At 65.8% G+C, this 25,920-nt stretch carries 27 protein-coding genes and 1 pseudogene; 14 read left to right on the forward strand and 14 right to left on the reverse strand.

Annotated elements, in window-relative coordinates; all coding sequences use genetic code 11:
* The first annotated feature begins 329 nt into the window (after positions 1–329).
* A complete protein-coding gene (locus tag LPB260_RS28430; RefSeq protein WP_256625626.1) occupies positions 330–1,040 on the forward strand; it encodes a transglutaminase-like cysteine peptidase in 711 nt (236 codons plus the stop codon).
* A gap of 134 nt (positions 1,041–1,174) precedes the next feature.
* Here the strand turns inward: LPB260_RS28430 and LPB260_RS28435 are convergent, their stop codons facing one another.
* On the reverse strand, positions 1,175–1,546 hold the full coding sequence (locus LPB260_RS28435) for a glutathione S-transferase N-terminal domain-containing protein (RefSeq protein WP_208709439.1): 372 nt from the start codon (positions 1,544–1,546) through the stop codon (positions 1,175–1,177).
* A 172-nt stretch (positions 1,547–1,718) separates the two neighbouring features.
* Here LPB260_RS28435 and LPB260_RS28440 point away from each other — a divergent pair, with 172 nt between their 5' ends.
* Positions 1,719–1,940, forward strand: a complete 222-nt coding sequence (locus LPB260_RS28440) for a DUF3820 family protein (RefSeq protein ID WP_208709441.1) — start codon at positions 1,719–1,721, stop codon at positions 1,938–1,940.
* 53 nt (positions 1,941–1,993) lie between these two features.
* On the opposite strand, the gene folE is transcribed toward LPB260_RS28440, so the two are convergent.
* The 5 genes from folE to nhaD all read right to left on the reverse strand — a co-directional run bounded on the left by folE (position 1,994) and on the right by nhaD (position 5,744).
* Positions 1,994–2,542, reverse strand: a complete 549-nt coding sequence (folE, locus tag LPB260_RS28445; RefSeq protein WP_208709443.1) for a GTP cyclohydrolase I FolE — start codon at positions 2,540–2,542, stop codon at positions 1,994–1,996.
* Between the two features lie 82 nt (positions 2,543–2,624).
* The gene (locus LPB260_RS28450) at positions 2,625–3,182 is read right to left on the reverse strand and encodes a Smr/MutS family protein (RefSeq protein ID WP_208709444.1); all 558 of its coding nucleotides are present in this window, start codon (positions 3,180–3,182) and stop codon (positions 2,625–2,627) included.
* 58 nt (positions 3,183–3,240) lie between these two features.
* Positions 3,241–3,561 (reverse strand): hypothetical protein, encoded by a 321-nt coding sequence (locus tag LPB260_RS28455; protein WP_208709446.1) that lies wholly within the window; start codon positions 3,559–3,561, stop codon positions 3,241–3,243.
* Between the two features lie 139 nt (positions 3,562–3,700).
* On the reverse strand, positions 3,701–4,297 hold the full coding sequence (locus LPB260_RS28460; RefSeq protein WP_208709448.1) for a cysteine hydrolase family protein: 597 nt from the start codon (positions 4,295–4,297) through the stop codon (positions 3,701–3,703).
* Positions 4,298–4,454: 157 nt separating this feature from the next.
* Entirely contained in the window at positions 4,455–5,744 is a 1,290-nt protein-coding gene (gene nhaD / locus LPB260_RS28465; protein WP_371926145.1) for a sodium:proton antiporter NhaD, read from the reverse strand.
* A gap of 176 nt (positions 5,745–5,920) precedes the next feature.
* Here nhaD and prmB point away from each other — a divergent pair, with 176 nt between their 5' ends.
* A complete protein-coding gene (gene prmB, locus LPB260_RS28470) occupies positions 5,921–6,847 on the forward strand; it encodes a 50S ribosomal protein L3 N(5)-glutamine methyltransferase (protein WP_208709452.1) in 927 nt (308 codons plus the stop codon).
* A 22-nt stretch (positions 6,848–6,869) separates the two neighbouring features.
* On the opposite strand, the gene LPB260_RS28475 is transcribed toward prmB, so the two are convergent.
* From LPB260_RS28475 to LPB260_RS28485, 3 genes are read right to left on the reverse strand one after another with little or no spacing between them, the layout of a single operon-like run.
* The gene (locus tag LPB260_RS28475; protein ID WP_208709454.1) at positions 6,870–7,184 is read right to left on the reverse strand and encodes a hypothetical protein; all 315 of its coding nucleotides are present in this window, start codon (positions 7,182–7,184) and stop codon (positions 6,870–6,872) included.
* A gap of 32 nt (positions 7,185–7,216) precedes the next feature.
* Positions 7,217–7,939 carry a YafY family protein gene (locus tag LPB260_RS28480; protein WP_208709456.1) on the reverse strand — a complete coding sequence of 241 codons (723 nt, stop codon included), beginning with the start codon at positions 7,937–7,939 and terminating at the stop codon, positions 7,217–7,219.
* A gap of 52 nt (positions 7,940–7,991) precedes the next feature.
* Positions 7,992–8,789, reverse strand: a complete 798-nt coding sequence (locus tag LPB260_RS28485) for a hypothetical protein (RefSeq protein WP_208709458.1) — start codon at positions 8,787–8,789, stop codon at positions 7,992–7,994.
* A gap of 298 nt (positions 8,790–9,087) precedes the next feature.
* On the opposite strand from LPB260_RS28485, the gene aroC reads away from it, so the two are divergent.
* The 7 genes and pseudogenes from aroC to LPB260_RS28520 all read left to right on the forward strand — a co-directional run.
* Positions 9,088–10,179, forward strand: a complete 1,092-nt coding sequence (gene aroC / locus LPB260_RS28490) for a chorismate synthase (RefSeq protein ID WP_208709460.1) — start codon at positions 9,088–9,090, stop codon at positions 10,177–10,179.
* 88 nt (positions 10,180–10,267) lie between these two features.
* Positions 10,268–11,419 carry an MFS transporter gene (locus LPB260_RS28495; protein WP_208709462.1) on the forward strand — a complete coding sequence of 384 codons (1,152 nt, stop codon included), beginning with the start codon at positions 10,268–10,270 and terminating at the stop codon, positions 11,417–11,419.
* Entirely contained in the window at positions 11,416–12,036 is a 621-nt protein-coding gene (locus tag LPB260_RS28500) for a methylthioribulose 1-phosphate dehydratase (protein WP_208709464.1), read from the forward strand. Before LPB260_RS28495 ends, LPB260_RS28500 begins: the two co-directional genes overlap by 4 nt.
* 34 nt (positions 12,037–12,070) lie before the next feature.
* A complete protein-coding gene (locus tag LPB260_RS28505) occupies positions 12,071–12,616 on the forward strand; it encodes an acireductone dioxygenase (RefSeq protein ID WP_208709466.1) in 546 nt (181 codons plus the stop codon).
* A gap of 81 nt (positions 12,617–12,697) precedes the next feature.
* Positions 12,698–13,381: an acireductone synthase gene (mtnC, locus tag LPB260_RS28510; protein ID WP_208709468.1), complete on the forward strand. Its 684-nt coding sequence runs from the start codon at positions 12,698–12,700 to the stop codon at positions 13,379–13,381.
* A gap of 84 nt (positions 13,382–13,465) precedes the next feature.
* On the forward strand, positions 13,466–13,657 hold the full coding sequence (locus LPB260_RS28515) for a PLDc N-terminal domain-containing protein (RefSeq protein WP_208709470.1): 192 nt from the start codon (positions 13,466–13,468) through the stop codon (positions 13,655–13,657).
* 91 nt (positions 13,658–13,748) lie between these two features.
* Positions 13,749–14,222, forward strand: a pseudogene (locus tag LPB260_RS28520) (histidine phosphatase family protein); the annotation flags it as partial.
* Positions 14,223–14,420: 198 nt separating this feature from the next.
* Here the strand turns inward: LPB260_RS28520 and LPB260_RS28525 are convergent.
* A complete protein-coding gene (locus LPB260_RS28525) occupies positions 14,421–16,568 on the reverse strand; it encodes an autotransporter domain-containing protein (protein WP_208709472.1) in 2,148 nt (715 codons plus the stop codon).
* Between the two features lie 135 nt (positions 16,569–16,703).
* Between LPB260_RS28525 and LPB260_RS28530 the strand changes: the two genes are divergently transcribed.
* A complete protein-coding gene (locus LPB260_RS28530; RefSeq protein WP_208709474.1) occupies positions 16,704–17,684 on the forward strand; it encodes an IS5 family transposase in 981 nt (326 codons plus the stop codon).
* A 1,072-nt stretch (positions 17,685–18,756) separates the two neighbouring features.
* On the opposite strand, the gene LPB260_RS28535 is transcribed toward LPB260_RS28530, so the two are convergent.
* The 4 genes from LPB260_RS28535 to LPB260_RS28550 all read right to left on the reverse strand — a co-directional run bounded on the left by LPB260_RS28535 (position 18,757) and on the right by LPB260_RS28550 (position 21,851).
* Positions 18,757–19,287: a hypothetical protein gene (locus tag LPB260_RS28535; protein ID WP_208709476.1), complete on the reverse strand. Its 531-nt coding sequence runs from the start codon at positions 19,285–19,287 to the stop codon at positions 18,757–18,759.
* Entirely contained in the window at positions 19,277–20,332 is a 1,056-nt protein-coding gene (locus LPB260_RS28540; protein WP_208709478.1) for a DUF3179 domain-containing protein, read from the reverse strand. Before LPB260_RS28540 ends, LPB260_RS28535 begins: the two co-directional genes overlap by 11 nt.
* A 133-nt stretch (positions 20,333–20,465) precedes the next feature.
* Entirely contained in the window at positions 20,466–20,960 is a 495-nt protein-coding gene (locus LPB260_RS28545; protein WP_208709480.1) for a methylated-DNA--[protein]-cysteine S-methyltransferase, read from the reverse strand.
* A 3-nt stretch (positions 20,961–20,963) separates the two neighbouring features.
* On the reverse strand, positions 20,964–21,851 hold the full coding sequence (locus LPB260_RS28550; protein ID WP_208709482.1) for a DNA-3-methyladenine glycosylase: 888 nt from the start codon (positions 21,849–21,851) through the stop codon (positions 20,964–20,966).
* A 169-nt stretch (positions 21,852–22,020) separates the two neighbouring features.
* Between LPB260_RS28550 and speE the strand changes: the two genes are divergently transcribed.
* The 3 genes from speE (at position 22,021) to LPB260_RS28565 (ending at position 25,731) form a co-directional block, all read left to right on the forward strand.
* On the forward strand, positions 22,021–22,881 hold the full coding sequence (speE, locus tag LPB260_RS28555; protein ID WP_208709485.1) for a polyamine aminopropyltransferase: 861 nt from the start codon (positions 22,021–22,023) through the stop codon (positions 22,879–22,881).
* A 298-nt stretch (positions 22,882–23,179) separates the two neighbouring features.
* A complete protein-coding gene (locus tag LPB260_RS28560) occupies positions 23,180–24,544 on the forward strand; it encodes a pyridoxal-phosphate dependent enzyme (RefSeq protein ID WP_218281520.1) in 1,365 nt (454 codons plus the stop codon).
* Positions 24,545–24,573: 29 nt separating this feature from the next.
* Positions 24,574–25,731 carry a PLP-dependent aspartate aminotransferase family protein gene (locus LPB260_RS28565; protein WP_208709487.1) on the forward strand — a complete coding sequence of 386 codons (1,158 nt, stop codon included), beginning with the start codon at positions 24,574–24,576 and terminating at the stop codon, positions 25,729–25,731.
* Positions 25,732–25,920: the final 189 nt, after the last annotated feature.

Consider the following 25,920-nt stretch of genomic DNA (forward strand, 5'->3'; position numbering starts at 1 on the left):
CGTTTGCCGTTCCGGGTGCATCAGGGCAATCCTGAGCCCCCGGGAACGGGCATAAAGCTGTCGTTTCGTTCCCGCGAGAAAGCCGTCCCCGTAGCGATCGGGGGCGCGCACTTGTGCGTTTAATAACCAAACAATCTTGATGGAGACTCTGCCGAGACGTTAGTCTGGATTGGCGGGTGGTTTCACCGTGCCTGGGGTGGGTGGTGCGTGAGCGCTGCCAGTCGCCAATGCCGCTTGAGCAGGATTAGCCGCTCGAGCCTTATCCAGTACCTCAACGGAATGATCTACTCGACTGAACCCGGCTTCTGCTGGGTTCGCGGAGATCTAACGTGTTGCTCAGACAGTTTCTGAAATCCAAGTGCGCCAGCGCCGTATGCCGAGGGATGGCGATCACCACCTTCAGCGCGGGCATGGTGTTCGGTGCGTCCGAGGCCAAGGCCAGCTGGAGCTTCGATCAGATCATGCGCAAGGCGGAAAAACGTTACGGCCGCCAGGGGCCGGCGAAAGACCGTCTGCTGTCCTGGAACCAACTGATCGAGGACAGCCGCTATCTTCCCGAGCGACAGAAGCTTGCCGCGGTGAATCAGTATTTCAACCGTGAGCTGCGCTTTATCGACGATGTGGTGTTGTGGAAGCAGAGCGACTACTGGGCCACGCCGATCGAGACCCTGGTGCAGGGGGCGGGCGACTGCGAGGACTTTTCCCTGGCTAAGTATTTCACCCTGCGCAAGCTCGGAGTACCGGAGTCGCGGTTGCGCATCACCTACACCCGCGAACTGACGCGCGGCCAGGCGCACATGGTGCTCAGTTACTACGCGGAACCGGGCGGCGAGCCCCTGATTCTGGATAACCTGACCAACAGCATGCTCCCGGCATCGCAACGACCGGACCTGCTGCTGATGTATGCCTTCGATTCCAATGGCCTCTATCGGGTCGAGAAGGACGGCCTGCGGCGTACCGGCAACACCGAGCGTCTCCCGGGCTGGCAGGCGTTGATGACCAGGATGCGCCAGGAAGGCTTTTCCCTCGAACAGGGCTAGGCGCACGCCGTTTCTCGTTCAGCTACGCAGTTTCCCGCCTTTCAGCTGTGTGCAAAGCACGGCGGCCCGGGTCAGGCCCAGGCCGGCACGGCGATTTGCGGATGTTCGATTGCCGAGACTCGGTCGTTGCCTGGTCAGATATCGGCGAAGCGCTGATTCAGGTAGGCGACGATCGCCTTCGATTCATACAGCCAGGTGCTCTGGCCGTTTTCCTCGATGCGCAGGCAGGGAACCTTGATCTTGCCACCCTGTTCCAGCAGCGCCTGGCGATGCTGCGGGTCATTCTTGGCGTCGCGCAGGCTGACCGGCACGTTCAGCCTGCGCAGGGTGCGTCGGGTCTTCACGCAGAAGGGGCAGGCGTGGAACTGGTACAGCGCCAGGCTGGCGGCGGCCTGCTCGACCGCGGCTTGGGCGGCCGGCGTGCGTTGCTGCTTGCGCGGGCGGCTGATGAAGTCGAGAAAGATGATCAGTTGGCCGAGGCCGATTCTGAGTGCCTTGATAAGCATCGTGCAAAGAACCCTGGGTTGAGAATAGCGGGCGCGCAGCTTACCCGAGTTTGCCGTTTCTGGCCCGGGTGCGCGCCGAATGGCGGCAGGCTGCGCGGGCTTTGGGCATAATTCACGCTCAACCGAATGCCGGCCGGCAATGAATGCTGTGCCTGTCCTGAGTGAGTGCCGAATGAAGCCGCAAGACCTGCGCCTGCTGGTGACCCGTGAAATGCCCTTCGGCAAGTACAAGGGGCGGCTGATCGCCGACCTGCCGGGGCATTACCTCAATTGGTTCGCTCGCGAGGGCTTTCCCGCCGGGGAGATCGGTCGCCTGTTGGCATTGATGCAGGAAATCGACCACAACGGTCTTTCACCCCTGCTGGAACCCCTGCGCCAAAAACCGCGCCGCTAATTCGCGCGCTAAAAAAACCGGCACAGGGCCGGTTCTTTTGTCGCTGCCTTCAATCAGTCCTTGATCAGGCTGAGGAACTCGCTGCGGGTGGCCGCATTCTCGCGGAATTCACCGAGCATCACCGAGGTGATCATCGAGGAGTTCTGCTTCTCCACGCCACGCATCATCATGCACATGTGCTGGGCCTCGATCACCACGGCCACGCCGAGGGCCCCGGTAACTTCCTGGATCGCCTCGGCGATCTGCCGGCTGAGGTTCTCCTGGATCTGCAGGCGACGCGCGAACATGTCGACGATCCGCGCCACCTTGGACAGGCCGAGCACCTTGCCATCGGGGATATAGGCCACATGGGCCTTGCCGATGAACGGCAGCAGGTGGTGTTCGCACAGGGAGTACAGCTCGACGTTCTTCACCAACACCATTTCGCTGTTGTCGGAGCTGAACAGCGCACCGTTGGTGACCTCTTCCAGGGTTTGCTGATAGCCGCGGCAAAGGTACTGCATCGCTTTGGCGGCGCGCTTGGGCGTGTCGAGCAGGCCTTCGCGGGAGGCGTCCTCGCCAAGTTGGCCGAGAATCGCGGTGTAATGCTGTTCCAGGGACATGGATCTACCTGTGGACCTTCAGATGGGGAGCAGGGGCGCAGGGTAGGGCGCGGCAGGCTCGCTGGCAAGGGTGGCACGGCCGCTATTCGTCGCGGCCATCCATCATGGTGCGCTTGAGCATCACATAGACGGCGCCGGTGCCGCCGTGCTTGGCCAGGCAGGAGGTGAAGCCGAGTACCTGCGGGTGCTGGCGCAGCCAGGTGTTTACGTGGCTCTTGATCATCGGCTTGCGGCCATCCATGCGCACCGCCTTGCCGTGGGTGACGCGCACGCAGCGAATTTCCAGCTTGGCGGCTTCGGCGAGAAATTCCCACAGGGTGTCGCGCGCCTTCTCGACGTTCATGCCGTGCAGGTCGAGGCTGCCGTCGAAGCCTATCTGGCCGAGCTTGAGCTTGCGCATCTGGCCTTCCTGGACGCCGTTGGCGGCCCAGTACAGGGGATCTTCGGCCCCCACGTCGATGACGAACTGGTCGGAAAGGCCGTCGACCTTGATCCCGTCGACGCGTTCCGTGGCGGCCTGGCGCAGGGCGTTCAGGCGGGCGCGGTCGGGCTTGGCCTTGCCGGTGTCGGCACGGTCGTGCTTGAGCGGCTTGACGCCGCGCAGCTGGGCTTGGAACAGGGAAAAATCGTCGTCTTGCATCTGGGCCTCCGCGAAGGCCGCTAGTTTAACCAAGCTAGGGCCCGCTGTGCTGCGCCGATCAGCCGCGCTTCTTCATCAGGTGCGGCGCCAGGCTCAGGTCGCTGGGGCGGCGCAGGCGCCGCCGGCACATGCGCCAGACTGCGACGCCGACCCAGAGCAGCAGCAGGCCCAAGCCCAGCAGCAGCGAGGCGGCGGCGGGCGAGTCGTTCAGCGCGCCCAGCGCCGGCGGGCGGCCCAGCAGCGTGGCCGCACCGGCCATCGCCAGCAGTACACCGAAGGCGGCGAACAGCGCGGCCAGCATGGCGGCCAGGCGCAGGCGCCAGTTGCGGTGGCTGCGCGGTCGCAGGTGGCGGGCGTTGAAACCATCGGATAACTTCATCCCGACTTCCTCTGTGGCTATCGGCGGTAGGACCGGCAGGTTACCCCCGGGTTCCGCCGATTGCCGTGCGCGGGTCGGCGGATGGCGCTGTTCGACGCCGCCGCGGGGCCGTGGGGCGCACAGGCCGGGGGGCGGCGCCTCAGATCAGCGCGCTGGCCTGGGGCACCAGGGCGGCGAAGTTGTCGGCCAGGGCGATCATCTCGATGCGATGCACCTCGGCGGCGGCGATCACCTGGCCGTCCGGGGTCGGCAGGTCGCGGGTGGCGCAGGCGGCGTCGACCAGGGTGCAGCGGTAGCCGTAGTCCTTGGCCGCGCGCACGGTGGTACTGATGCTCGAGTGAGTCATGAAACCGCAGATGATCAGGTCGAGGTGACCCAGCGCCTGCAGGCGCTCATGCAGATCGGTGCCGGCGAAGGCGTTCGGCAGGCGTTTTTCCACCACGGCTTCGCCGGGCAGTGGCACGACCTCCGGCAGATGCTGGCCGCGGGGGCTACGCGGATCGAGCAGGCCGCCGGGAATCCCCAGGTGTTTGACGTGGACGATCGAGGTACCGGCGTCACGTGCCGCCGACAGCAGTTTGGCGATTTCCGCGAGTGCTTCGTCCAGGCCGGGCAGCTGCAGCACGCCGCTGCGGTACTCCTCCTGGGCATCGATGATCACCAGGGTCGAATTGCTCAGATTGGCCGGCGCGTGGGCGCGGCCGGTGAGTTGGAACAGGGTTTGCGGATGAGACATGGCGGAGCTTCCTCGCTGGCGCGGACCACAGGCTTCATTGTCCTCTTCTACGGCGTCGCTGTGAACCTCTGCGCGGGGGCGCAACGAGTCGCCTGGTGGGTGGCGGCGCCCACCCCGGTGGCAATGCCACTAGGGCGGGCGCTTGCGGCCTGCGGCGTCAGTAGAGGCCGAATACCTGGAACTGCAGGTACCAGATGCCCAGCGAACCGAAGAAGTTGACCAGAATGGCCGGCAGGAACTTCAGGTGCACGCCGAAGCTGTAGCTCTTGTCGAGTGACATGGCCATCACCCCGGCGGCCGAACCGACCACGGTCAGCGAGCCGCCGATCCCCACCATCAGCGCGTTGAGCGCCCACTGATCGAGACCCAGCTGCGGATTGGACATCAGCGCCGCCGCTTCCACCGGTACGTTGTCCATCACCCCGGAGGCGACGCCGAGGATCATGTTGACCGCGGTCGGGCTCAGCAGCTCGAACAGCTGCGAGATGTAGGTCAGCCAGCCGACGTGATTCAGGGCCGAGACCGAGGTGATGATGCCGATGAAGAACAGCAGGGCGTTCCATTCCACCTTCTGCAGCTGGTCCTGCCAGGGCAGCTCGATGCCGCGGTGCATCAGCAGCCAGGCATACAGGGCGACCATGCCCAGGGCGATGCCGATGGCGAACTCGATGCTGACCTTGAGCAGGATGTTGCACAGCACCGCGCCGACGATGGACACCAGACCGACCACGGCCAGGCCAGCGCCGCCGGGCTTGAGCGCGGTCTCCGACTGGTCCGCCCGGTGGATCAGGGTTTCACCGTCGAGCTTGCGCAGGTAGAACAGGTGCAGGGTGGCGGCGAACAGCAGCCAGCCGATCAGCGCCGAGGGAATCAGCAGCAGCAGGCCGGCGATGCTGATCTTGCCGGCCAGTACCACCATCAGGCTGGTGGACGTGCCGAGAAACCACACACCGCTGTTGGAGGCGACCACGATATTGCACAGCGCCACATGGGTGTAGCGCTGGTGGACGGAGATGCTCTTGACCGTCTTGCCGAAGATCATCGCCGTGGTGATGTTGTTGAGGAAGGGCGAGAGCAGCGCCGACAGCGCGCCGGTGGCCCAGAACATGCCCCTGGCGCCCAGGCCCTTGCGCATCAGGTAGCCGTTCAGCGCGGTAAACACGTTCCGCTCGTTGAGCAGTTCCACCACCATCCACATGAAGGCCATGAAGGCGATCAGGCCGAACAGCTCCTCCTTGGTCTCGCTCTGGGCGTGGAGGAAATACTGGAAGCCGTTGGGGTCGGTGAGGGCGTAGTGAGCGCCAATTACGATCAAGCCGGACATCATGAACATGGCCGGCTTGAATTTATCCATCTCTAGTTGTGCTTCAAAAATGATAAGCGTCATTCCAATCAGGAATATCGCCAGCACGAGCAAGCCCGTGAGCGAGAAGGGTTCTATGACCATTTAGGGGGAGTCTCGAGGGAAGGGATAGGAAGGGCTAAAAAATCGTTTCAAATTATATCGGTGCGCCCTGGGCTTTGGCAGCGGTACTTGAGGGGCAGTGCGGCGTTTTCGTTCGGCAATGCGTCGCGGCTGAGCCGTTCGGCTAAACTGCACGCTCTTTTTTCCGGAGACAGCCTGTGACCGCCCCTTCGCCCGCCAGCAAAACCCGCCTGCGCACCCTGCGTGATTACATCCGTTGGGCGGTCAGCCGCTTCCATGGCGAAGGGCTGTTTCATGGGCATGGCACTGACAATGCCTGGGACGAGGCGCGCCAGCTGGTGCTGGGGGCCCTGCATCTGCCCTGGGAAATCGCCGACAGCTACCTCGATTGCCGCCTGGAAGACGACGAGCATGCGCTGCTGCATGATCTGCTCGAGCGGCGTATCGGCGAACGCGTGCCGACCGCCTACCTGCTGGGTGAGGCCTGGTTCTGCGGCCTGCCGTTTCTGGTCGACGAGCGCGTGCTGATCCCCCGGTCACCCATTGCCGAGTCGATCGAGCAGCATTTTCAGCCCTGGTTGCCGGCTGAGCCGGCGCGCATCCTCGACTTGTGCACCGGCTCCGGTTGCATCGGCATCGCCTGCGCCTACGAGTTTCCCGAGGCCGAGGTGGTGTTGGCCGACCTGTCCTTCGAGGCGCTCGAGGTGGCCAACCAGAATATCGAGCGGCATGGTCTCGAGGAGCGCGTCTACACGGTGCAGGGCGACGGCTTCGCCGGTCTGCCGGGGCAGCGTTTCGACCTGATCGTTTCCAATCCGCCCTATGTGGACGCCGAGGACTTCGCCGACATGCCGGCCGAATACCAGCACGAGCCGGCGCTGGGCCTGGCCTGCGGCGACGATGGCCTGGACCTGGTGCGGCGCATGCTGGCCGAGGCCGCCGACCACCTGACCGAGCAGGGCCTGTTGATCGTCGAGGTCGGCAACAGCCAGGTGCATGTCGAGGCGCTGTACCCGGAGGTGGACTTCACCTGGCTGGAGTTCGAGCGCGGCGGGCACGGCGTGTTCCTGCTGGCGGCCCGGCAGTGCCGGGAGCATCAGGCACTGTTCCAATCGCGCCTTTAGCACCCGCCGGCTTGCGGCGTTACTACAGACGGCTCCAGAAGGTCAGCTGGGTGGAGTCCTCGGCCAATAGCGCCAGGTAGTCTTCTGCGTGAGGGTTCTGCGCCCACTGTGCACAAATCTCTTCGGCCCTGGCTTGGCTGGTGGCGAACGTGAGGTCGGCATACAGGCCGTCGGCCCCCTTGATCAGTTCGTGATGGACCAGGTCCGGCAGTCCGGCGAAGAAGTCCCGTTCGATCAGCGCGGCGACGCGCAGCAGGGCCTGCTCGCTGGCGCCAGGCTTGAGTTTGAAGTAGGCGATTTCCATACCGCCGAATTGCTGCAGGGGTGAGGCGTGCATGGCAGTGCTCCTGTGGTGGGGGAGGCGCCATCTTAGGGAGCCGCCACTGACAACGTGCTGTCAGTGGTGATTTGCGCGTGCCAATCCTTGCTGCGGCTGCGCAGGTAGTCGGCCAGGTTCACGGCATCGGGCCGCGACGGGGCGCTCGATACGGCGGCTAGCTGCTCGATGCGGTCGAGGCGGAAGTCCCGGTAGGCCGACCGCAAGCAGCACCAGGCGCCGAGGGTCCACTTGCCGCCCCAGTAGAACAGCCCCAGTGGATGCAGGATGCGCCGGGAGCGCTGGCCGGGAAGGGACAGGTAGTCGAGCTCGATCGCCTGGTCCTGCTCGATGGCCTGCCAGAGCCGGTCCCAATGCTGGGTGGGCCGCCCGTGCTGCTGCAATTGGATGACGTGGGCCTTGGCAGCTATGGCATGGCTGCCGCAGGGCAGGGCTGCCTCTATTTTGCTTTGCAGTGAGCGAGCTGCCTGGGCGAACTGCTTGCCGGTCGATGCGTCGACCATGGCAACGGCCAGCAGCAGGGCCTCGAGCTCCGCGCTGCTGAGGTTCAGGGGTGGTAGTTCAAAGTGTTCCTGCAGGCGGTAGCCCAGGCCCGGCTCTCCATAGATGGGAATGCCGCTGAGCGACAGATCGTCGATATAGCGGTAGATGCTGCGCACGGAGACCGACAGCCGGCTGGCCAGGGCCGCAGCGGTGATCGGCTGGTGTACGCGAATGAAGTTGACCAGCTGGAACAGGCGCTCGGCCTTGCGCATCAATACGTCCTTGTTGCTTGGAAGCGTGCCTGGCGACAGGTCTGCGGGAAATCTAGCGTGTGGCAATCCAGACCAGCAAGCCGGCCTGGAACAGGCTGAACGCTACCAGGCAGCCAATGGTGAAGCGCAGGGTGCTGTCCTCGCGCCTGAGGCGGTCGATGCGCTCTTCCAGCTTGCGGATCTTCACCGCCTGCTCGTGCAGCGTCTGGTCGGCCTGCTGCAGCATGGCGGCGGTTTCGAGGGTGTCGACTATCTGCACCTTGTCGACATTCCAGTCCTCATGCAGCGTGGCGACCCGCGGTGCGCCATAGAACGCCATCAGTTGCAGCGGGTCGAGGTAGTCGAGGGTGAACCCCTGGGCCAGCAGACAGCGATCACGGCGCGCCTTGGCGTCTTCGCTGCCCACCGTCTTGGCCGGCAGCAGGCCCCCCTGGATCTGATAGTGACCACAATGCTGCTTGGCCCAGGCGATGCCCTGGGCCAGCAGGAGGCGGCCGAGGCCGCGGTTGCCCGGTTCCACCTGCAGGCCGCCTTCAGGGCCGAAGCGCACTTCCTTGTTGCGGTGGTCGATCCACACCTCCAGCAGGTTCTGTTCGGGGCGCAGGCGCTGTCCGTGCAATTGCACCTGCAGGCGCAGCAGGCTTTGCGCCTTGCTATGGCGCACCACCCGGCCCAGTTGGGCGAAGCGTAGCGGCCGCAACCCGGTATTGCGGTCGGCCGGCAGTGGCGCCAGGCGCAGCAGGCGGAACTGCTCGGGGTCGAGATTCGCCCAGGGGTGGGGCATCGCCTCTGTCGCCGGCGTATCGGCCGGGCGCTCGGGGGTGGGCTCCTGGGGTTGGGGGTCGATCATGGCTGGCAATCCTGTGCGCGCGGTGGAACGGGTAACCGTCTTATCGGCCGACCTTGTCCGGGCTGGAGGTCGGGACGGCGCCGGTCGGCGGAGTACAGCCAGCGCTTCCGTCGGGCGGTCGGGCCAGCGGCACTATCGGCTGGCGCCGCGGGCGTGGCAAGGCTGGGCCGCCGTCGACGGCCCCAGCTTCGAGGGTGAACTGAACCGGCGCCGCGGGTATACTCGCCGGCTTTACTGAGTGGGGCCTGGCGCGCTGTGGCGGCCGGTCCGGAGTCGATTTCCGCGGAGCCTTTTGCACATGTCCGGCAATACCTACGGCAAGCTGTTCACCGTCACCACCGCCGGCGAAAGCCATGGTCCGGCCCTGGTCGCCATCGTCGACGGCTGCCCGCCGGGGCTGGAGCTGAGCCTTGAGGACATGCAGCGCGACCTCGACCGGCGCAAGCCCGGCACCAGCCGCCACACCACCCAGCGTCAGGAAGACGACGTGGTGGAGATCCTCTCCGGGGTGTTCGAGGGCAAGACTACCGGTTGCGCCATCGGTCTGCTGATCCGCAACACCGACCAGAAGTCCAAGGACTACTCGGCAATCAAGGACCTGTTCCGCCCGGCCCATGCCGACTACAGCTACCACCACAAGTACGGCATCCGCGACTACCGTGGCGGCGGCCGCAGTTCGGCGCGCGAAACCGCCATGCGCGTGGCGGCCGGCGCCATCGCCAAGAAATACCTGGCCACCCAGGGCATCGTCATTCGCGGCTACATGAGCCAGCTCGGCCCCATCGAGATTCCGTTCAAGAGCTGGGACAGCGTCGAGCAGAATGCCTTCTTCAGCCCAGATCCGGACAAGGTGGCGGAGCTTGAGGCCTACATGGACCAGCTGCGTCGCGACCAGGATTCGGTCGGGGCCAAGATCACCGTGGTTGCTGAGGGCGTCATGCCCGGCCTCGGCGAGCCGATCTTCGACCGCCTGGACGCCGAGCTGGCCCATGCCCTGATGAGCATCAACGCGGTCAAGGGCGTGGAGATCGGCGCCGGTTTCGCCAGCGTGGCCCAGCGCGGTACCGAGCACCGCGACGAGCTGACGCCGGAGGGCTTCCTGTCCAACAACGCCGGCGGCATCCTCGGTGGTATCTCCAGCGGCCAGCCGATCGTCGCTCACCTGGCGCTCAAGCCGACCTCCAGCATCACCACTCCGGGGCGTTCGATCGATATCGACGGCAACCCGGTGGAGATGATCACCAAGGGCCGCCACGACCCCTGCGTGGGCATCCGCGCTACGCCGATCGCCGAGGCGATGATGGCCATCGTGCTGATGGACCACCTGCTGCGGCACCGCGGCCAGAACGCCGGCGTCAGCGTCGCCACGCCGGTGCTGCCGCAACTGTGATGAGCGCTTGCGGCCGGGCCGTGTGCCGCACGGCCCGGTACCGGCTCCCCCGGCTGACGCCGTGTTCTGCCCCGGTGGGCGCCTGGCCATGAGTGCGCCCATGCCGTACTGGCGCCTGTCCGGCTTCTACTTCTGCTATTTCTCCCTGCTCGGCGCCGTGGCGCCGTTCCTGGCGCTGTACTTCGATCATCTGGGGTTTTCCGCCGCGCGTATCGGCGAGCTGGTGGCCATCCCCATGCTGATGCGCTGCATCGCCCCCAACCTGTGGGGCTGGCTGGGCGACTACAGCGGGCGGCGCCTGGCCATCGTGCGCTTCGGCGCGATCTGCACCCTGCTGTGCTTCGCCGGCATCTTCGTCAGCCAGAGCTATGCCTGGCTGGCGCTGATCATGGCCAGCCATGCGTTCTTCTGGCACGCGGTACTGCCGCAGTTCGAGGTGATCACCCTGGCCCATCTGCGCGAGCGGGCGACCCGCTACAGCGAGATCCGCCTGTGGGGCAGTATCGGTTTCATCGTCGCGGTGGTGGGCCTGGGCAAGCTGTTCGAGTTCGTCAGCCTGGACGCCTTTCCCTGGGCCCTGGTGCTGATCATGGCCGGCATCGTCATCAGCAGCTTCTGGGTGCCCAGCGCCGAGCCGCAGATGCGCCCGAGCGACCCGGCCCTGGGCGGTTTCCTCAAGCAGCTGCGGCGCCCCGGCATTCTGGCGTTCTACCTCAGTGTCGGCCTGATGCAGCTGAGCAACGGTCCTTACTACACCTTCCTCACCCTGCACCTGGAGGCCCTGGGTTATGCGCGTGGCCTGATCGGCCAGCTCTGGGCCCTGGGCGTGGTCGCCGAGATCGTGCTGTTCCTGTTCATGGCCCGCCTGCTGGCGCGTTTTTCGCTGCGCAGCGTGCTGCTCGCCAGCTTCCTGATCACCGCGCTGCGCTGGCTGCTGCTCGGCAACCTGGCCGACCACCTGGCGGTGCTGCTGTTCGCCCAGCTGATGCACGCGGCGACCTTCGGCAGCTTTCATGCCGCCGCCATCCACTTCGTCCAGCGCAGCTTCGCCGACCGCCAGCAGGGCCAGGGCCAAGCCCTGTATGCCACCCTCGCCGGGATAGGCGGCGCGCTCGGCGCGCTGTACTCCGGTTACAGTTGGAACAGCCTGGGCCCGGCCTGGACCTTTGCCATCGCCAGCCTGGTCGCCCTGGCCGCTGCCGTCATCACCGCCACCCGCTTGCAAGAGGAGAGGCCATGAGCCCGACCCGCGAACAACTCGCCCAACAGATCATCGACGCCGGCCGCTTCCTGTACGGTCGCGGCTGGTCGCCGGCCACCAGCAGCAACTATTCGGCGCGGCTGTCGGCCAGCGAGGCGTTGCTGACCGTGTCCGGCAAGCACAAGGGCGAGCTGGGGCCGGACGACGTGTTGGCCACCGATATGCAGGGGCGCAGCCTGGAGGCGGGCAAGAAGCCCTCGGCCGAGACCCTGCTGCATACCCAGCTGTACAACTGGAAGGCGGAGATCGGCGCGGTGCTGCACACCCACTCGGTCAACGCCACGGTGCTGTCGCGCCTGTGCCTGAGCGAGTCGCTGGTGTTCGCCGACTACGAGTTGCAGAAGGCCTTTTCCGGCGTCACCAGCCACGAATCCCAGGTCGAGGTGCCGATCTTCGACAACGATCAGGACATCGCCCGCCTGGCGGCCAAGGTGCAGCCCTGGCTGGACGCCCATCCGGACTGCGTCGGCTACCTGATCCGCGGCCACGGCCTGTACACCTGGGGCGCGCGGATGAGCGACGCGCTGCGCCAGATCGAAGCCTTCGAGTTCCTCTTCGAATGCGAGTTGAAGGTGCGTGCCCTGCACAAAGCCTGACCCTGACCATCCCCCTCACAGCGAGAGCCCGAGCATGAGCAGCCTGAGCGTCTACCACGAATCCTCCCCCGAACAGCCGAACAAGGTGCTGACCCACCTCGAGGACATCGCCAGCACCCTGGCCGCGGTCGGCGTGCGCTTCGAGCGCTGGCAGGCCGTGGCGCCGATCGCCCCCGGCGCCAGCCAGGACGAGGTGATCGCCGCCTATCGCCCGCAGATCGAACAGCTGATGAGCGAGCGCGGCTACGTCACGGTCGACGTGGTCAGCCTCAGCGACGATCACCCGCAGAAGGCCGAGCTGCGCGCCAAGTTCCTCGACGAACACCGCCATGCCGAGGACGAGGTGCGCTTCTTCGTCGCCGGCCGCGGCCTGTTCACCCTGCACATCGACGACTACGTGTACGCCGTGCTGTGCGAGAAGAACGACCTGATATCGGTGCCGGCCGGCACCCGCCACTGGTTCGACATGGGCGAGCACCCGCATTTCGTGGCGATCCGCCTGTTCAACAACCCGGAAGGCTGGGTCGCCCAGTTCACCGGCGAAGACATCGCCAGCCGCTTCCCGCGCCTGGACGACTGAACCGCTGCTGGCGGCGACGCGCGTCGCCGCCATTGCCGAGTCACGGGGGCTGGCGCCCTCCACCCCATGTTTGGAGTTTGCATGCCGATCAAAGCCATCCTTACCGATATCGAAGGCACCACCAGCGCGGTGAGCTTCGTCTTCGACGTGCTGTTTCCCTATGCCGCCAAGCACCTGCCGGACTTCGTCCGGGCGCATGCCGATGAGCCACAGGTGGCCGAGCAGTTGGCCGCGGTGCGCGCCGAAGCCGGCGAGGCCGATGCCGATGTCGAGCGCGTGATCGAGATTCTCCTCGGCTGGATCGCCGCCGATCGCAAGGCCACGCCACTCAAGGCCCTGCAAGGCATGGTCTGGGCCGAGGGCTACCGCGCCGGTCAGCTCAAGGGGCATGTCTACCCCGATGCGGTGGAGGCGCTCAAGCGCTGGAAGCAGCGGGGCTACGACCTGTACGTCTACTCCTCCGGGTCGATCCAGGCGCAGCAGCTGATCTTCGGCTGTTCCGAGGCCGGTGACCTGACGCCGCTGTTCAGCGGCTATTTCGACACCACCAGCGGGCCCAAGCGTGACGCCCAGTCCTACCGCAGCATCACCCAGGCCATCGGTTGTCCGGCCAAGGAGATCGTCTTCCTTTCGGATATCGTCGAGGAACTGGACGCCGCCCGGGCGGCCGGCATGCAGACCGTCGGCCTGGCCCGCGAGGGCGGCGAGCTGGCCGGCCACGAGACCGTCGCCAGCTTCGCGCTGATCGACCTCGAGCGCCTGTGAGGCGTCGCGCGGTCGCCCTCGCGGGCGGTCTGCGCGAATTGCCGGCTATCCTTCGGGGGCAACCCTCAACACAGGAGTGTCCCCATGGGTTCCACCTTGAATGGCCTGCTTGGCCTGATCATCCTGGCCCTGGATATCTGGGCCATCATCAACGTGGTCAAGAGCGGCGCCGACACCGGCAAGAAGGTGCTCTGGGTGCTGTTGATCATCTTCCTGCCGGTGATCGGCCTGATCATCTGGGCGTTGGCGGGGCCGCGGGGCAACGTCAGCCTCTGAACCCGTGGCACGTGCGTTAGCGTTCCTGCTGCTTGCCTGGCAGCTGCTGCCGGGCTGGGCCCAGGCCGACCAGGCTGCGGCCTGGGATGCCCTGCGCGCGGGCCGTGCCGTGCTTGTGCTGCGGCATGCCAGTGCGCCGGGCATGGGCGACCCGGCGGATTTTCGTCTGGGCGACTGCGCGACCCAGCGCAATCTGGACCAGCGTGGCCGGGATGAGGCGCGGCGCTGGGGGCAACTGCTGCGCAGCCAGGGCATCGAGCGGCCGCGCCTGTTCAGCAGCCGCTGGTGCCGGGCCCGCGACACCGCCGTGGAAATGAACCTGGGGCCCGTCGAGCCATTGCCGGCGCTTGACTCCTTCTTTGGCGATCGTTCGCGGGCGGCGGGGCAGACGGCTGAGCTGGTCGAGGCGGTCAACGGCTATATGTCCGGCACGGTAATGGTGCTGGTTTCCCATCAGGTCAATATCACCGCGCTGACCGGCGTCTATCCGGCCTCGGGCGAAGGGCTGATTCTGGCCCGCCCGCTGACGGTGCCGGCGCGGGTGCTGGGGCGCATCCTGCCGCCTTTTCCCTGCCTTGGTACTGCGTGTGACGGTCTCGGCGCTGTTCGACGCAACAGCCATTGGTGCAACGGCTGCTGTATCACCCGGGGCAGGCTTCGATATCCGGCAGGCTGGCGTCGAAATGAAAATGCCCGTATCGCAGATACGGGCATCCTCGGCATTGCCAGTCAACTGGTCAGGCGCTTGCGCACCGTACCTGCTTCAGAACAGCCATTTGTAGCTGGCGGCGACCCAGTAGTCTGGGTCGCTGCCTTCGCTGGTACCGTTGACCATTAGCGAGCCGATGCCCTGGCCCAGCTGGCTTTCGGCGCCGACGGCGGCGCGCAGCCAGTTCTGCTCAACTTCCTGGCCGTTCAGATCGAAGCTGCTCAGGCCATGGATCTCGCCCTGAGCACTGGCGCTGCGATCCTCGAAGCGGTGCACGCCTTCCAGTCGCGCCAGCAACCTGACCTGAGGCGTGAGGCTGTAGACCGTGTCCAGGCCGACGCGGCCGGTGGTCGAACGCTCGGTGCGGCTGTTCCAGGTGGCCGGGAAGCTGCCGCTGGTTTCGCTGTAGGCGTCGAGCTTGCTTTGCAGGTAGCTGATGCTGGTGTAGGGGGTGAAGGCGGCCTGGCCCAGGGTGTAGGCGTCGAGCCAGTCCAGGCGCAGGCGCGCGCCCAAGGTCTGCACATCCGTGCTGCCGTGCGACTGTACTTCCCTGCCGGCGTTCAGGTAGCCGCGGTCGATGTCCGCCTTGCCATCGCCATAGAGCGCGCTGAAGCTGGTGTACAGCGTGGTGTTGGGCAGTTGCACGATCAACTGCGGCAGAACGTAGGTGCTGCGCAGCTGGCTGGCGCCGCCGAAGTCGCCGGCGGCTGAGTTGTCGCTGCGGCCCAACGCCAGGTTCAGTTGTACGCCTTGGCCAAAGTTCTTGGCCACACCGATCTCTCCCGAGCCAAGCCGGGCGTCGCGCCCGGCGCTGTCCTGGCGGCCGTAGTCGCCGCCGACCCAGACGCTGGTGCGGCCTTCGCCGACCAGGCTGCGCATCGGGCTGCCATGGGCACCGTGCAGCACCATATCGCTGGCGGACGCCGCCAGGGCCGGGGTCATGGCCGAGGCCTGGGCCAGACTCTGCTGGTAGTCGACGATGCTGATCAGGCCGTTGAGCCGGGCCAGGAAAGCCTGACCGTTATCCAGCCGGCCCACCACCACGTTGCCGTCTGCGCTGACGCCGGTGGCCAATGAGGTTTTGGCTGCGTTGGCGTCGACCGCAACACCGTTGCTGGTCAGCCAGTCTTCAATACTCTGCATTGCGCTGGCGGCGCTCCAGCGAAAGGCGCGTCTTTTATGATTCGCGTCATCAGTTATGCCCACCACCACGCCGCCGTCGGCGCTGATGGCGTAGGCTTCAGATGAGTCGCCGCCGAGGGTGCCAAGGTCTTGCATGCCGAGGGTCTCGGTCCAGCGGAACGCATGGGACTCGCTGCTGCTTGTAGTGGATACGCCCACCACCACGCTGCCGTCGGCGCTGAGGGCGTTGGCATATGAATCGGGGCCGCCGAGGGTGCCGAGGCCTTGTATGCCGCTGGTCTCGGTCCAGCGGAAGGCAAGGTTCGACCAGTCAAAACTGGTGCCTGCCACCACGCTGCCGTTGGCGCTGATGGCACTGGCGAAGGAATAGCGGTGGCCTTCTAAGGTGCCGAGGTCTTGCATGCCGCTGGTCTCGGTCCAGTGGAAGGCGTGGTAGCCATAATTCGCGTCATCAATAGTGCTGTGGCCAATCACCGCGCTACCGTTGGCGCTGATGGCGTGCGCGCTTGAGAAACTGCCGCCGAGGGTGCCAAGGTTCTGCATGCCGTGGGTCTCGGTCCAGCGGAACGCAAAGCGCTCGTCGTCGTTTGCATTAGACTCGCCTACCACCGCGCTGCCGTCGGCGCTGATGGCGTGCGCGCTTGAGAAACTGCCGCCGAGGGAACCGAGGAACTGCGTGCCTCCGCCCTGGGTCCAGCGGAAAGCGTGATACTTATGAGCATTGGTGTCTTGGCTGTAACCCACCGCCGCGCTGCCGTCGGCGTTGATGGCATTGACATAGAGTCGATTGCCGCTGGGTGCTGTGAAGTCCTGGAGGCCGCCAGCCTGGGTCCAGCGGAAGGCGAACTCTTTCTCGGTATCGTTGTTGTAGGCCGTCCCGCTCACGGTGCTGCCGTCGGCGCTGAGCAGCGGATCGTTGCTCCAGCCGACCAGGTTTGGGAATTGCTGGATGCCGTCAGCCAGCGCGGGCGTTGCGAGCGACAGGGCGATGGCCAGGGCCAGCGGGTTCAGCCCCAGCGCGGCGGCGGCCGGTAGGCGAGTGCGTTTAATAGGGAGCATCGGATCATCATCCTTGGCTGGCCGGGAGGCCGTTCAATGCGCCGCAAATCCGGCGGCTCGGTGTTATTAGGGACACTCTGAAAAAGACTTCCTGAATCTGGTGAAATAGGTCGAACCCGCCACCCGAGTTATTCCATGAAGCAGATGACCTTCGCCGACGCCGAGTACGCCGGCAAGCGCAAGCAAACTCGCAAGGAACTGTTCCTGATCGAGATGGATCAGGTGGTGCCGTGGAAGGGACTGATTGCCCTGATTGAGCCGCGCTATCCGAAGGGTGAAGGCGGCCGGCCCGCCTACCCGCTGCTGGCCATGCTGCGTATTCATCTGATGCAGAACTGGTTCGGCTACAGCGATCCGGCCATGGAAGAGGCGCTGTACGAGACCACCATCCTGCGCCAGTTTGCCGGGCTGAGCCTAGAGCGCATTCCGGACGAAACCACCATCCTCAACTTCCGCCGGCTGCTGGAAAAACACGAGCTGGCGGCCGGGATACTGGCGGTGATCAACGGCTATCTCGGTGATCGCGGTCTGTCGCTGCGCCAGGGCACCATCGTCGACGCCACGTTGATCCATGCGCCCAGTTCGACCAAGAACAAGGACGGCAAGCGCGACCCGGAGATGCACCAGACCAAGAAAGGCAACCAGTACTACTTCGGCATGAAGGCCCACATCGGCGTGGATGACGAGTCAGGGCTGGTGCACAGCGTGGTCGGCACGGCGGCAAACGTGGCGGATGTCACCCTGGTCGACAGGCTGCTGCACGGTGACGAGAACGTCGTCTGCGCCGATGCGGGCTACACCGGCGTCGAAAAGCGCGCCGAGCATGCTGGCCGCGCAGTCATCTGGCAGGTCGCGGCTCGTCGTAGCACCTACAAGAAACTCGATAAACGCAGTGCCCTGTACAAAGCCAAGCGCAAGATCGAAAAGGCCAAGGCGCAGGTGCGCGCCAAGGTCGAGCACCCATTTCGGGTGATCAAGCGTCAGTTCGGATACGTGAAGGTGCGGTTCCGTGGCCTGGCCAAGAATACCGCGCAGCTAATGACGCTGTTCGCACTGTCGAATCTGTGGATGGCGCGTCGACATTTGCTGACCACCGCAGGAGAGGTGCGTCTGTAAAGTGGGAAATGGCTGCCGCGAGGTGCTCACGGCGGCGAAAAAGCGGAGAAATGAGTGGGCTATCTAGTCAATTTTGATCGACTGCCCGCTTTTAAAATCAGCGGAGGATGAAGTCGGCGGCAGAGACCGGGCTACTTCAGACCTTCCTTAGGGAAACTTTGGGAAGTCCGTTTTTACGAAGTAACAGGCCTGTAAGCTGCAGGGTTGCAGGGCCGCGTTCTTCGAGGAAGGGCTTTTCAGGCCGTTCTTAGGCGGGCACGGGGCTGGGGCAAGTCGGATAAAACAGATGATTGATACTTGGCAGATTTCCCCAGTTATGGGTGACTGCTTCGAAGGACTCGTGGGGGCGGATAGTAGCGATAAGCCATGCTGCTGAGAAGTGGGGAGTAATAATATTTGTAGCCGGTAATTTCTGCGGGCGAAGAGCTGGTTGCCGCTTTCTAGGTCAAGCACCGACGATCGATAAGTTCGAATCCGGCTTTTTGGTCTGCGTAACGCTATGCTCGACGTTTGATGGTCGGGTTGAAGGCTCTAGATCGCGGCATACAGTGATTACAGAGGGCGCTGTAGTCGGGGCTTTTTTGAGTAGTGCCCATGCAGGTGTCGTGTATTGGGTTGGTTGTCGGGGGGGGCATGCAAGCGCTTCAATGGGGTGCGTTCCAGGTTATTATTTTGGCGCCATTTTAATAGCGCTCTTGCGATAGTTGCTCGGCGTGCAAATGTTCTGTTTTAACGATGCCCTGAAAACTTTGCGGATGGTACTTCGTCTTGGTATCAGTTCCTTCTATAGCGTGAGTTGATACTTCGCTCGGTACCGTTTGTGTGGCGGTTACTTCCAGCCAAAAGAAACAGCTCTTTTTTCAGGTATACGCGTTGTCGGCATTCGTCAGGAGGTGGCGGGTGTCGGCGAGCTGTATGGGGCGTCGCTCCTTTCGGCGATGTGCCGCCGGTGTTCCAGCCCCTCGCCCGGAGCCACGTGTGACTCCTGGGCGCTGAGCAGTTCGACGTGGGCCCCGCGCATGTGTGTCAGTTGCCGGTAGACGTGATCCTGCTCGGCCCTGAAGGGCGCCGCTCAGAGTGGCCCGAACAGGGCCGGGGCGCCGCGCCAGCGTTGCCACAGGCGGCTGCCAAGCAACAGCGCCAATGACAGCGGCAGCAGCCAGGCAAACAGGCCGATGAAGGCGCCCAGTCCGGGAATGCCCAGCAGCAGGAGCAGACTGGGCGCGCAACAGGCGCCGCCGGCCAGCAGGGCCGGCCACAGCCCGGCGCTCCAGGCGACATCCGCCCCCGTGGCGCAGGTGCGGCGCTGCCGTAACACCAGGGCGCCGTGCAGGTTGCCAGCCAGCAGCAGGCCCAGCAGTGCGGCCAGGAGCAGGTTGAGCGGGCTGAGCAGCAGCACCAGGTAACCCAGTTCGAGACTGGCCAGCGCCTCGAAATGCCAGGGCGAACGCTGCGTGAGCAGGCGTTGCCATTGCCAGGGCAGGCTGGACCACCCCCAGCCAGCGGGGCCCAGGTCGAGATCGCCGATGGCGTAGAGGTAGAACAGCGCGTAGCAGCAGGCCACGGCGCCGATCAGGGTCGCCGTGCTGCGCCTAACGCCCATCGAGCACCACCGTGTCGGGGTAGAAGGCGTACCAGGCGAACCACATGGCCTCGAACGCGTTGAGCGGCTCCAGCGCGTCTAGTCCGGGTGCCTGCGGTCCGTCGGCCTCGAAGCGGATCTCGCGTCGGTCGATCTGCACCGGTTGCTCGGCGCGAAACACCCAGCCGGTGTCCAGGCCGGGATCGTCGATGATGACGAAGTGTTCGTCACCCAACGAATGTTGAATGAGCCCCTGTTCGCGCAGATGGCGCTTGTCCACGGCGACGGCGGTATGGGCGGTGCGGAAGCCGAGGATGCTGTGCTTGGCGGGGTAGCGGGGGTGCTGGTGCATCACCGGAAACATCAGCTGCGGGTCGGCATAGTAGCCCCGCAGCGGGTTGTAGCTGCCGTAGGGATCGCGCCGGTAGTTGCGTAGCGCGCCGGTGTCGCGGGTCAGTACCTGGGTCTCGGGGTGGCGGGCCTGCCAGTTGGCCCAGGTGCTCCAGAACACGCGAATTTCCTGCAGCCGCCGGCCGCTGGCGGGGCCGCTGATGGCCGCGCCGGCGATCTGCGACCACTGGCTGTCGCTGCCGCGGTCATACATCACCACATTGCTGTTGAGCAGGCGCCCGGATACGCCGAACTGGCTGTCGCCCCGCATGAAGCCGAGCACCGTGGCGGTCAGCGGGCAGTAGGTGATGCTCAGCGGCTCGCCGGCGATGTTGTCGTTGACGATCTCGTGCCACACCAGGATGCGCTGCGGGTAGGCGCGGGCCTGGCCGCGGTGATGGACGCCGAAGACGATGTCGTCGGGGCGCAAGTACTGCGTGGCCCCCGCGGCGTCGCTGAAGCGCGGCTGATCGATGGCGGGAATGCCATCCTTGCCGGGCCCGCCGGACAGGGTCATGTCGGCGTAGGCCTGGGCTGAAGCCGAGAGCAGGCGCTCCGGGCCCGGTGGCGGCAATGCGACCTGGCCGGCGCAAGCCAGTGCGGTCCATAGGCTCAACAGGCCGAGTAAGGTGCCGGCTCGCCGGCATGGCGGTCGGCGCGGGCGTTGCGTGGACATCGGCGGTCACCTCCCACTTCTGCAGGGCGCGGCCATGTCAGAAGGATGAGTGTCTTCCGAACTTAGATGGCCGCTAGCCGGCGCTGTTACAGCCTGCGACCGCACAGCCTGCCGGGGCGTGACGCGCTATCGCTCAAAGCGCCAGTTGCTGCTGTGGTGCCAGCGCCCCTTCGAGCTGCAGGAGCAGGGCCTTGCGCGCCAGGCCGCCTGCGTAGCCGGTGAGGCTGCCGTCGCGGCCGATCACCCGATGGCAGGGCACGACGATGGCGAGCGGGTTGGCGCCGTTGGCCGCGCCCACCGCGCGCACCGCCCTGGGCCGGGCGATCTGCGTGGCGAGCTGGCTATAGCAGCGGGTCTGGCCGAAGGGAATCTGCTGCAGGACCTGCCACACGGCCAGCTGGAAGGCCGTGCCCTGTGGCGTCAGACGCAGATCGAAACGCCGGCGGCGGCCGGCGAAGTACTCGTCGAGCTGGTGGCAGGGCGCATCCAGCTCGGCCCCTGCCAGGCGCCAGTGCTCGGCGATCTGCCAGGGTTTGCCGTCGATCTCCAGCAGCAGCTGGCACAGACCGTCGCCATCGCCGACCAGCAGCAGGCGACCGATGGGGCTGTGGTGGTAGCGATAGAACATCGTTCAACCTCCGGCGTAGTCGTGCCACAGGTGCGCCGCGGCATAGGCGCGCCATGGGCGCCAGGCTTCGGCGCGGGCCTCGAGCTGTTTGGCGCCGATGCCGCCTGCGCCCCACAACGGGGCCTTGAGCAGGCCCAGGTCGCTGGCGGGGAAGGCATCGGCCTCGCCGAAGGCGCGCAGGGCGATGTATTCGGCGGTCCAGGGGCCGATGCCGGGCAGGGCGCAGAGGCGCTCGATCAGCGCGGCACTGCCGTCGCGCAGGTCCAGGTGCAGCGCGCCGCTGGCGACCTGGGCGGCGAAGTGCTGCAGCGTCTGTACCCGCTTGCCGGGCATGCCGATGCCGTCCAGGTTGGCCTCGGCCAGTGCCTCGGCGCTGGGGAACAGGCGCTCGAGGCCGCCGTCGGTCGCTTCCTTCAGGGGTTCGCCGAGCCGCGAGACCAGGCGTGCGGCAATGGTCACCGCGGCCTTCACCGTGACCTGCTGGCCGACGATGGCGCGCACCGCCTGCTCGAACGGGTCGAAGGCGCAGGGCACGCGCAGGCCGGGATTGCGCGCCACCAGGGGCGCCAGCAGCGGGTCTTCGGCCAGGTGCGCGGCGATACGCTGTGGCTCGGCATCCAGGTCGAACATGCGCCGCACTCGGGCGGTCAGGGCCGGCAGGCAGGCCTCGGCCGAGGCGCTGTGATGCAGTTGCAGGGCAGGCTGGCCGGGCGCCGGGCGTACGGCGAACCAGCCGCAGACCCCGTCCAGGCGAAAGCTGCGGCGATAGCCGTCGGCGTCCAGTCGCTCGACCCCAGGCAAGGCGCGCAGGGCGTAGTGGGCGTGGAACTGTTGCCAGTGCCAGGGCGGCTGGTAGGGCAGGAGCACGGGGTGCGGAGCGGCGGCGGTCATGGGGGCACGATAACCGCCTGGTGCACGCCTGTCAGTGCGCAAGTGACTTTCAAACACCCGAGGTTCGACCTGTCATCTGTGGCGACGTAGAATGCCCGCCTTTCTTCTGGTGGCGGGCGTCAGTGGCGGCTGTCCGTTGCATTCATCGATTTTGACGAGGGATACCCCAATGAGCGATTACCAAGAGACGCTCTACGACGGCTACGGTCAGCGTTTTCGCGTGGACAAGCTGCTGCACGAGGTGCGCACCGAGCACCAGCACCTGGTGATCTTCGAGAATGCCCGCATGGGCCGGGTCATGGCCCTGGACGGGGTGATCCAGACCACCGAGGCGGATGAGTTCATCTACCACGAGATGCTCACCCACGTGCCGATCCTCGCCCATGGCCTGGCCAAGCGCGTGCTGATCATCGGCGGCGGCGACGGTGGCATCCTGCGCGAGGTGTGCAGGCACGCCAGCGTCGAGCACATCACCATGGTCGAGATCGACGGCACCGTGGTCGACATGTGCCGGGAGTTTCTGCCCAACCATTCCAGCGGTGCCTTCGACGACCCGCGGCTGAACCTGGTGATCGATGACGGCATGCGCTTCGTCGCCACCTGCACAGACAAGTTCGACGTGATCATCTCCGACTCCACCGACCCGATCGGCCCGGGCGAGGTGCTGTTCTCCGAGAACTTCTACCAGGCCTGCCGCCGCTGCCTGAACGACGGCGGCATCCTGGTGACCCAGAACGGCACGCCCTTCATGCAGCTGTCCGAGGTGCAGACCACCGCCGGGCGCATGCGCGGCCTGTTCGCCGACTGGCACTTCTACATGGCGGCGGTGCCGACCTATATCGGCGGCAGCATGACCTTCGCCTGGGGCAGCACCGACAGCGGCCAGCGCAAGCTGTCGGCCGAAACCCTGCGCCAGCGCTTCGTCGGCAGCGGTATCGTCACCCGTTACTACAACCCGGACATTCACCTCGGCGCCTTCGCCCTGCCGCAGTACGTGCTGCAGGCGATCAACAAGCCCAGCAACGACTGAGCCGCCAGCTGATTCGAGAAAAGGACCTGCGGGTCCTTTTTCTTTGCCGGCAGCTCGCCGGCGAACCGCGCCCTCTCGACATACCTGCGCTGAACAACACGGCCAGGCGCGCGAAGGCGCCTGAGCGTGTTGGCCCCAGTGGTGTTCCGCGCGTCGGGCGCCGAGGCCGAGGCGCCCCCGCGGCTGGCCGCGTGGCGGCCCAGTGCCTATAACTAACCCATGGCCGATCCGCTGCCCGCGGCGCCACAGAGGGCGCGTCGGGCGCGACGCAATGGCCGTTCCGCGGAGGGACACGCCCATGCCCAGCAGCCCCATACTCGAGATGATCGGCAACACGCCGATCCTGCCGCTTACCCGCCTGGACACCGGCCCCTGCGAGCTGTTCGTCAAGCTGGAAAACCAGAACCCCGGCGGTTCGATCAAGGACCGCATCGCCCTGACCATGATCGAGGCGGCCGAACGCAGCGGCGAGCTCAAGCCTGGCGGCACCATCATCGAGGCCACTGCCGGCAACACCGGCCTGGGCCTGGCCCTGGTGGCCGCGCAGAAGGGCTACCGCATGCTGCTGGTGGTGCCTGACAAGATGAGCCGCGAGAAGATCTTTCACCTCAAGGCCCTGGGCGCCGAGGTGCGCCTGACCCGTTCGGATGTCGGCAAGGGCCATCCCGAGTACTACCAGGACCTGGCGCGCAGCCTCGCCGGGACCATGCCCGGCGCCTTCTACATCGACCAGTTCAACAACCCGGCCAATGCCTGGGCCCACGAGAGCGGCACCGGCCCGGAGATCTGGCGCCAGCTCGAGCAGCGGGTCGACGCGGTGGTGGTCGGCGTCGGCTCGGGCGGTACCCTGGGCGGTCTGACCCGCTTCTTCCAGCGGGTGGCGCCGCAGGTCGAGATGGTCCTGGCCGATCCCGAAGGCTCGGTGCTGGCCGACTACGTGGAAACGGGCCAGTTCGGCGAGGCCGGCAGCTGGCTGGTGGAGGGCATCGGCGAGGACTTCGTGCCGGCGATTGCCGACTTTGCCCTGGTCAGGCGCGCCTACCGCATCAGCGACGCCGAGAGCCTGCACACCGCACGCCAGTTGCTGCAGGAGGAGGGCGTGCTGGCCGGCTCCTCGTCCGGCACCCTGCTGGCTGCGGCCCTGCGCTACTGCCGCGAGCAGACCACGCCGAAACGGGTGCTGACCTTCGTCTGCGACAGCGGCAACAAGTACCTGTCGAAGATGTTCAACGACTACTGGATGATCGACCAGGGGCTGATCGAAAGGCCCAGGGAGGGCAACCTGCGCGACCTGATCGCCCGGCGCTACGACGAGGGCGCTACCGTCACCTGCAAGCCGGGCGAGAGCCTGGCGGCGGTCTATGGGCGCATGCGTTTTCACGATATCGACCAGGTGCCGGTGATGGAGGGCGACCGGGTGGTCGGTTTGATCGACGAATGGGACCTGCTGCGCGCCGTGAAGGACGCCCCCGAGCACTTCCAGCTGCCGGTGCGCGAGGCCATGGTGACCAACCTCGATACTCTCGACCCCGATGTGCCACTCGAGCGTCTGTTGCAGACCTTCGATGAGGGCCATGTGGCGCTGATCGTCGAGCACGGCCGCTTTCTCGGTTTGATCACCAAGAGCGACGTACTGAGCCTCTGGCGCCGCACCCTGCGTTGAAAGGCGGCCGACCGTCCACAGGAGTCCCCATGAACGAGTTCGAAACCCTGACCGTGCATGCCGGCTACGAGCCGGACTGGACCGGCGCGGTGATGCCGCCGATCTACGCCACCTCGACGTTTCGCCAGCAGTCCCCCGGGGTACACACCGGCTACGAGTACGGGCGCAGCCAGAACCCCACGCGCCAGGCCCTGGAGCGGGCCATCGCCGAACTGGAGGGCGGTGCCCAGGGCTTCGCCTTCGCCTCAGGCCTGGCCGCCTGTGCCACGGTGCTGGAGCTGCTGCCGGCGAACAGTCATATGGTTGCGGTGGACGACCTCTATGGCGGCACCTACCGCCTGTTCGAGCGGGTGCGCAAGCCCGGCGCCGGCCTGCAGATCAGCTATGTGCCGGCGGACGCCGACGCCGCCACCCTGGCCGCCGCGCTCAAACCCGAGACCCGGATGATCTGGGTCGAGACACCGACCAACCCGACCCTCAAGCTCTGCGACCTGGCCCAGGTCGGCCGGCTGGGGCGCGAGCGCGGCATCCTCACGGTGGCCGACAACACCTTCGCCTCGCCTTACCTGCAGCGGCCGCTGGAGCACGGCTTCGACATCGTCGTGCACTCGGCGACCAAGTACCTCAATGGGCACTCGGACGTGATCGCCGGCCTGGTGGCGGTGGCCGACCGAGCGGAACTGGCCGAGCAGCTGGCGTTTCTGCAGAACTCGGTGGGCGGCATTCTCGATCCCTTCTCCAGCTTCCTCTGCCTGCGTGGCATGCGCACCCTGGCCCTGCGCCTGCAGCGGCACGTCGACAACGCCGCCGAGCTGGCGGCCTGGCTGGAGCGCCAGCCCGAGGTGGCATCGGTGCTCTATCCCGGACTCGCCAGCCACCCGCAGCACGCGCTGGCCAGGCAGCAGATGCGCGGTTTCGGTGGGTTGATCAGCCTGTACCTGGCCGCCGACGGCGAGGGTACCCGGCGTTTCCTTGAGGCCACGACGCTCTTCACCCTGGCCGAGAGCCTCGGCGGGGTGGAGAGCCTGATCAGCCAGCCGGCGAAGATGACCCACGCCTCCATCCCCGCCGAACGTCGCGCGCAGATCGGCATCGGCGACAACCTGGTGCGCCTGTCGGTGGGCATTGAGCACGTCGAGGATTTGCGTCGTGATCTACAGCAGGGCTTGGCGGCAGTGGCCGGTTGATCCGCCGGCAGGCAACCCCCCTGGGTTGCCGTCGGCGAGGGCGGACGTGGCCGTCTGCAGCTGCTTTGTTCGATTGGCCAGCAGGTGCCGTTCCTCGGGTAAAGCGAGATATCGCTTGAATACCTCGGACCATGGTCCACACTTTTTCAGACTATGGTCTGATCCAGGCTTGAGGTCGGTCGCCGATTC

The sequence above is a fragment of the Pseudomonas sp. LPB0260 genome, assembly GCF_013388395.1.